This window comes from Catenulispora rubra (assembly GCF_015356825.1).
Lineage (GTDB): Bacteria > Actinomycetota > Actinomycetes > Streptomycetales > Catenulisporaceae > Catenulispora > Catenulispora rubra.
Genome location: NZ_JAACYW010000441.1, coordinates 1 through 6,742, shown reverse-complemented (window position 1 = coordinate 6,742; position 6,742 = coordinate 1). Strand labels below are relative to the sequence as shown.

Annotated in this window: 3 protein-coding genes and 1 pseudogene; 2 read left to right on the top strand and 2 right to left on the bottom strand. The window is 66.8% G+C overall.

Annotated elements, in window-relative coordinates:
* Both GWK61_RS51645 and GWK61_RS61285 read right to left on the bottom strand, forming a co-directional pair.
* The coding region (locus GWK61_RS51645) for a hypothetical protein (RefSeq protein ID WP_228564380.1) at positions 1-928 on the bottom strand (928 nt) is incomplete at its 3' end.
* Between the two features lie 829 nt (positions 929-1,757).
* Positions 1,758-2,232: pseudogene (locus tag GWK61_RS61285) on the bottom strand (sigma factor-like helix-turn-helix DNA-binding protein); the annotation flags it as partial.
* A 364-nt stretch (positions 2,233-2,596) separates the two neighbouring features.
* Between GWK61_RS61285 and GWK61_RS51635 the strand changes: the two are divergent.
* Both GWK61_RS51635 and GWK61_RS51630 read left to right on the top strand, forming a co-directional pair.
* On the top strand, positions 2,597-3,157 hold the full coding sequence (locus tag GWK61_RS51635; protein ID WP_194921477.1) for a GNAT family N-acetyltransferase: 561 nt from the start codon (positions 2,597-2,599) through the stop codon (positions 3,155-3,157).
* Positions 3,158-4,315: 1,158 nt separating this feature from the next.
* Complete coding sequence (locus GWK61_RS51630; protein ID WP_194921476.1) at positions 4,316-6,568, top strand: NB-ARC domain-containing protein; 2,253 nt, start codon at positions 4,316-4,318, stop codon at positions 6,566-6,568.
* The last annotated feature ends 174 nt before the right edge of the window (positions 6,569-6,742 follow it).

The following is a 6,742-nucleotide window of genomic DNA, read 5'->3' as shown; positions in this document are numbered from 1 at the left end:
GCGCCCCGCCACCCGCCGTCGCCCACCACGGACGCTCCGGGTCTGCGATCACCAACGGACGCCGGATCCCGTCATAGCGTCCGCGGCCCTGCGCTTCCCGCACCACCTGTGCGCGGTCCACCTCGGTGTAGTCCCGCAGGTCACGACGCCCTGATGCCGGAACGTAGACCCACCGCGCCGAGCCGCCCTTGGCGATCGCCGCCGGGAGCCAGAAACGCTCATAGCCCGGAGCCCCGCCAACCGGAACCTCCCCGACCACCAGCGACGACTGCTCCGTAATCCGCAGCCCGGTGCGCACCATCAAGTCCGTGTAGGCCGCGTTCCGCGCCGCCCACCGGCCACGGAAACCCGGATCGGGCAGACCCGCCGCGGTGTAGCCACGTAGTCCGACATCGCGCCAGCGACGATAGGCGGCGGCCGGCAGCCACTCCAACGACTCCCCACCGCCGTCATGGGCGTACGTCGCCGGAACGGTCGAGTCCTGACTCCGCGCCGACCTGGCCTCGGACGTCCCCAGCCGCAGCCTGCCCGGGCGCCGCCCCCTCTGCGGGATCGGCGAGGCGCCAACCAGACCCTTCGCCAGCGCCCAACCGTAGAAATGATGGACCAACGCGACTTCCTGGCTCCACGTCGCGCCATCAACGCACGGTCCGGCCGCATCGCGCCTTCTCCAATAGTGGAACGCCCGGTGATCTTCCTCCGACGCGTCCCGCCAGCCCCTGCCGCCTCGCGACAGATGCAGAAAGCTCAGGAAGCGCGCCAGCGCGAGGGCCCGGTTGGACGCCGTCCTCAGCGACTCCTCCAAGCCCCCAGAGCGGTGGAAGTAGCTGTTCAGCGCGAGGTCGTACTCCCACCCTGGCGAGAGCAGGAACGGTGTCCCGTCCGGTACTCCTTCATAGTCGAGCCACGCTTCCCAGTCCGCGGGCATGAATCCCTGGTCCCATCGCGGCAAGATCGGCCCCGGGAGGTCCCTGGAAGTGAAGTGAACCATCCACCTATCACGCAGCGTCACATCGGAAGAAGCGACTATCGCGACGCGTGGTCACTGACCAATCGCGCACAACTGCCGGTGCGGATGGATGCCTGGTGGGGCCCCGGCAATTCCACGCCAGAGCGAGACTGGCGTTACGCCAGCCGGTGCGTCTTCGGCCCACTGCATTCTGGAACGGGCCGACGGGCCACGATGCACGACCGGATTGCTGGCTGGAGCAGCGTGCCAACGCCGTCACTGAGGCTGCTGCCGGCGCCGAATTCAGTCCAGGCGGATCAGCGGTAGTCGTAGCGCGGCATCGTCACCGACGCGAGGTCGACTATGCGCAGCCGGGGCGTCATCTCGAAGTCGTCCGTGGATGCCAGGGCCCTGCGCCGTAGTGAGCCGTCAGAGCCGGGCCATACTTCAGACCGCTGAAAAAGTGCTTGTCCGCTGAGTGTCTTCGCAGGTCACCGATCCGTCGACCACTGCCGGTGCAGCACGGGAAGGGGCGAGATGGCGTTCACCCGACGGGCGCGACGACAGTGACCGGCGGTCCGCCGATCCTGGCGTTGGAGTCCGCGACGAGGGCGTTCTGCGCGGCGGCCGCGGCATTGCCCAGGACGATGTCGTCGGGGGCGTCGGCGGACGCGGTGGTGGTGTCTGACTGCGCGGCCTTGGCGTCGGCATCCACAGCGTCGAGCGCGGCGATCGCGCCGGAGTTCAGCCGGGACTGGTCGTTCTGGCCGGCGTATTCGTAGATGGCGTCGCCGATGCTCTTGCAGCTCGCGGCGAGCAGCCGGGCCACGTTGTCGGCGCCGATGACGCTGCGGACGAGTGGGGGCGCCTTGCCTCCGGCGTCGCCGATCATCTGGACGTCCGCGGCCAGCAGTTCCCTAAGCGCACCGACATCGCCGTCCCGCAGGGCGTCGAAGAACCGTGCGGACAGTTCCTCGCGCTCCTTCTGATCCGCTTCGAAGCGGGGGCGGCCCAGGTCCATGTGCCGGCGGGCCCGCACCGCGAGTTGACGGCACGCGGCCTCTGAGCGTCCGACGGGGTTCGCGATTTCGGGGAAGCCGAACCCGAACACCTCGCGCAGCACGAACACCGCCCGCTCCAGCGGGGACAGCCGTTCCAGCAGCAGCAAGGCCGCCATCGACACCGAGTCCGCCAGCTCCGCCGAACGCTCCGGGTCCTGGTACGGGTCGGACAGCAGAGGCTCGAGGAAACCAGGGCCCGACGCACGCCTCCCGCCGTACCTTACCCCCGTCCTGCCGCCCTCCGGGCCGGCCGACGGCGTCGACAACCTGTTCGTGGTCGGCGCCGTCCTCGCTGACGAACCCGTTCGCGCGCCGCACGGCTGGCGGATCCGGGAGTCGGCGTTGGACGCGGCCTGGCGCCAGCGAGTCTTGGGGCGCCCGGTGACTGATCATGGCGTGTGAGATCGCTACGGATCGTCTCGCGGAGCCTGGCCCTGCGGCGATGATCTGACCACGTCGGTCAGCACCGTCTGGCCAGGGTGATCGACAGCAGCGGCGATCCTGCCGTCTGGTGTGATCGACGCGCCGCGGCCCCGAGCGCTGCGCGGCAGTGGAGGATGGGGACTGCCGAAGAAGGGAACCCGTAATGAACATGCCCCTGACCACCGAACGGCTCATTGTCCGGGACTGGACGGTCGACGACGCCGAGGCTGCTCTGGCGGTCTACGGCTCTGGGGATGTCGCGCACTGGCTGACTCCCGCGATGGATCGGGTGGGCGATGCGGCGGCGATGCGTTCAGTGCTGCAGGCCTGGACCGAGGCCCAGCCGAACCTGGCGGCACCGCGGGGGCGGTGGGCGGTGCAGCGCAGGGACGACGGTGCGGTGATCGGCGGTCTGGGTATCCGGCTGCTGCCTCCCTATGAGGAGGACCTGGAGATCAGCTGGCAGCTCAACCCCCAGGTGTGGGGAAAGGGCTACGCGACCGAGGCTGCCCGCGTCCTGATCGCTTGGGCGTTCACCCAGCACACCGACGAGCTGTTCGCTGTGACCCGGCCGAACAATCACCGGGCCATCGCCACCACGGAGCGCCTGGGCCTGCAGTGGGTAGGCGAAACCGACAAGTACTACGGGCTCCACCTTCAGGTCTATCGCATCCGCGCCGGCGATCCCGGCGCGAAGGGCGAGGACGTCGGTTCTGGCCTGTGACGGTCCTTGGGGGCCGCGTCGCACCACACGGCACGCGCCCCGGGCATCATGGCCGCGTGGTCGTCAGGGTGCAGGGACGATGGTGGGGGCCGTCGACGATTGGCCGAGCACCCCGGAAGACTTCCAAGGCCACATCACGTCCGATTGAGTACGAACTACGGACATGCCGATCCAGCCGGTAGCCTGGAAACCGGCATCCTGACTCGACCAAACCCAGGACACATCAAGCCCTGGCAGGAACGCGGGGCGCTTCGCCTGAGCTGCGCCGATGACCTGGGCCTCACCGACCGTCTACTGGCTTTCGTGTGACCGGCCCTGCCACCAGCCAGAGCATCGGCTCCGCCCTTCCTGGGGCGGCGCCGGGGGGCCGACGAATCAATGGCCTTGCCAGCCAGTTAATCGGAGATCCGGTAAATGAGCCAGCCACATTCCTGCTTTCGAGGTATGGGACTGGCCTGCGAAAGCCCTGACCGGAGGAGCGCTAGATAGGCCGGCCGCAGACCGGGCGATGGCGGTGCAACCGCTGCGGAACCCAGTGGGGGCCCGTGACCGCGCTCCGGAGCAGTGGTGGCAGCACAAGGCCGGGCCGCACGTGTGCCGCAACAGCGTCTGCGCTTCTTACGTCTTCACGCATCCGATGTAGATGGTGTTCGCGATGGCCGGGCCGGGCTGCGTCAGTCGCCTGCTGTCGAGTCGGACGTATTTTCCCGATCCGGTAGCGATCTGACGGGGCGCGTATCCACAGTTCCCGGTGGGGTAGAAGCTGAGGATCGTGCTGTCGATCGTGGCCGGTGAGGTGGCAGTCGTCGAGGCGGCGCGGCGGACCAATGTGTCCGAGTAGAGCGCTGGGATCTGGGAGCGGCAGTTCCTGGACTTGGGTCGGGTTGCCCGGGGGTGGCAGGCAGGGCGGGAACCTCGGCACATGAGGTGCAGCTGGGAGCGCGAGAACTAGAAGCTCAAGGCCGCTCTGGGCGAGGCCCATGTCGAGCGACTGGTCGATGGGAGCCGCCGACAGCGTGGTGACGGTGCCCGAACGGCCAGGGTGCATCACGACTGCCGTAGCGGAGTGTTGCGCCGGGTAGTGGTGCGTTGTCTAGGATCAGACCTCTGATGAAGTTCGGCTGCAGTCGGCGGTCGACGAGCGGAGCGGGGGCTGAGTTGATTGAGGAGATCACGAAGGCATCGCTCGAGAAGTTTTTGATCGCGACCGGTGGTGCTCTCGGAAAAAGCGCAGGCGAAAAGGTGGGCAGGCCGGCCGCCGCCGCGTTCGCGAGGGCGATGGTCGCGCGCCTCCCGAAGCTGAGGAAAATGATCAAGGCGAAGAAGGATCCGATCGCCGAAATCGCACGGCTGATGACGCAGCTGACGCTGGCCGACTCCGACGACGCGCAATCCGCACGGTTGCACCGCGCCATGCTGACGGAGTACATCGAGACCGCCATCATCGGCCCCGAGTTCCAGTTCAGGTGCACCGATGCCAACTATCCGCCCGAGCCCACGGCGTTCGCCGATCGCGTTGAAGAGCGTGCCTGGATCGTCGAGGCCGCCTGCGCCGGAGGCGACGTGGCGAAACTCCTGCACCTCGCCGGAATGCGGAGCATCGGGAAGTCGACGATGCTGCTGTACTGGATCCGTCATCATGGGACGGACTTCTTCGAGGACGGCATCTACTATCTGGACCTGGACAGACTGAACTCTGACCAGCCGGACCCCGGAGAGGTCGCCCGGCTGCTGCTGGCACAGGTCGGACTGCCCTCGGCCCTGATCCCGCCCGAGCCGGAAGTCGCCAGAAAATGGTGGGCCAGGCTGACGCAGGGCAGGAAGATCTGCGTCATCTTCGATCACGTCAAGGACGCCGACGAGATCGCGACACTGATTCCGCAGTCGGCGAACAGCACGGTCATTGTGGCCGCGGACACGATGATCGACGACCTGCTGGGTGCCGACGTCAAGTATCGCGAGGTGCGCGGATTCGACGCGGACGCGTCCAGAGGGTACTTCCAGAACGCGGTGGCACCCCACCAGCTCGACAGCGACGCCGCTTTGCGGAGTGTGGTCGACGTCTGCGCTGGCATTCCGGCGGTCCTGATGATGGTCGCCGGCATTCTGAACAGGGAGCCCAGCACCACCATGACTGACATGAACCACCGGCTGGCCCGGAGCGGTGGCGCGATCGACGAATTCCGCTCGCACCGCTCGGGCACGATGCGAGTGTTCGACGAATCGTACGCGAGCTTGCCGGCCGATGCCCGCAAGCTCTACCGGGCACTTGGACTGCTGCCCGACCAGATGTCGGTATTCGGCGACTCGTGGCTTGCGGAAGTTTCGGGGCTTCCGCTCGAAAGGATGCGCGCGGCGCGGCGGGAACTGACTGGGCGGTACCTGATCGCCAAATCCTGGAACGAAACGGCCGGGACGGACCAGCCCGGGGACGGAACGACGCTCTCGGCCAACCACATGATCCGCATCCATGCTCGCGAACTGCTCGAGCAGAAAGGCGAATTCTCGAAGGCCCGCCAGCAGAAGGCCTACGTTGCACTGCGCGTTTGGTACGCGATCATGCTTCAGTACGCTGACAAGGCGACCTCCCGTAACAAGCCGTTCCGGGTGGTCAAAGTGGCGCTGGACGCCGATGCTAACCCGTTTGCCCGGCAGCAGACCGCGCTTTTGTGGGTCGGACAGCATCTCGACCGAGTCGTGATGCTCATCAACCAGGCGTTCATCGACGGCGAGGACGAAGTCGTCGTCCGAATGACCGAACCGCTGCAGACGTACCTCTTCAACCGGCGCCCAGGCAGAGTATCCGTCGACGTGCTCCGGTGTGCGGTCATCTCGGCCCAGCGCCTCGGCAACAAGCGCTACGAGGCCAGAATGCGATGCTTGCTGTCGCGCGCGCTGCGGGAAGCTGAACTCCTTGACGAAGCCCAGGCACAGGTCGATGCGGCCCTCGAAGCCGTCGGGAACTTGTCCGCGCCGGCCGACAACGAGGAGCAGCGCGCCGACAAGACACTGAGGGCATCGGTCGACGAGTTCATCGGCCTCGTCCGCCTCGACAAGGACGACCCCGAAGCTGCACTGACATGCTTCGAGCGAGCGTATCAGCAACACGTCGCCATCAAGAACGCGCGCGGCATCGTGCTCATGATGCAGATGAAGGGCCGGGCGCTTGTCAGATCCGGCAGGGCGGCCGAGGCCGTGACCATTCTCGGAGAGGCGCTCAAGCGTGTCAGCGATCTGGACGACCGCCTCCACGGCCGCCTGTGGATCGACATGGCCAGCGCACGCCTTGGCATCGACGACAAGGCTGGAGCCTTCGAAGCCGTCGACAAGGCCATGCCGTTCCTTCGCGCCCAGCAGATGTCAAAAGACATCGAAAAGGCAAAGAAGCTGCGAGCACCAAATCAGCCGTAGTTCGTAGCAAGCGGTGCACTGATGTGCCCTGGGTTGGGTTTGGGACAGTCGGGGCGCTTCATGCTGGATCTGGATCTGGCCCACATTCCGGATGCTGTTGGTGATCTTCAGGGATGTTCGGCGATTCCGCCGCAGAGCTGTTTCAGGTGGCTGATTCGGCGGGTGGGCGGGGGC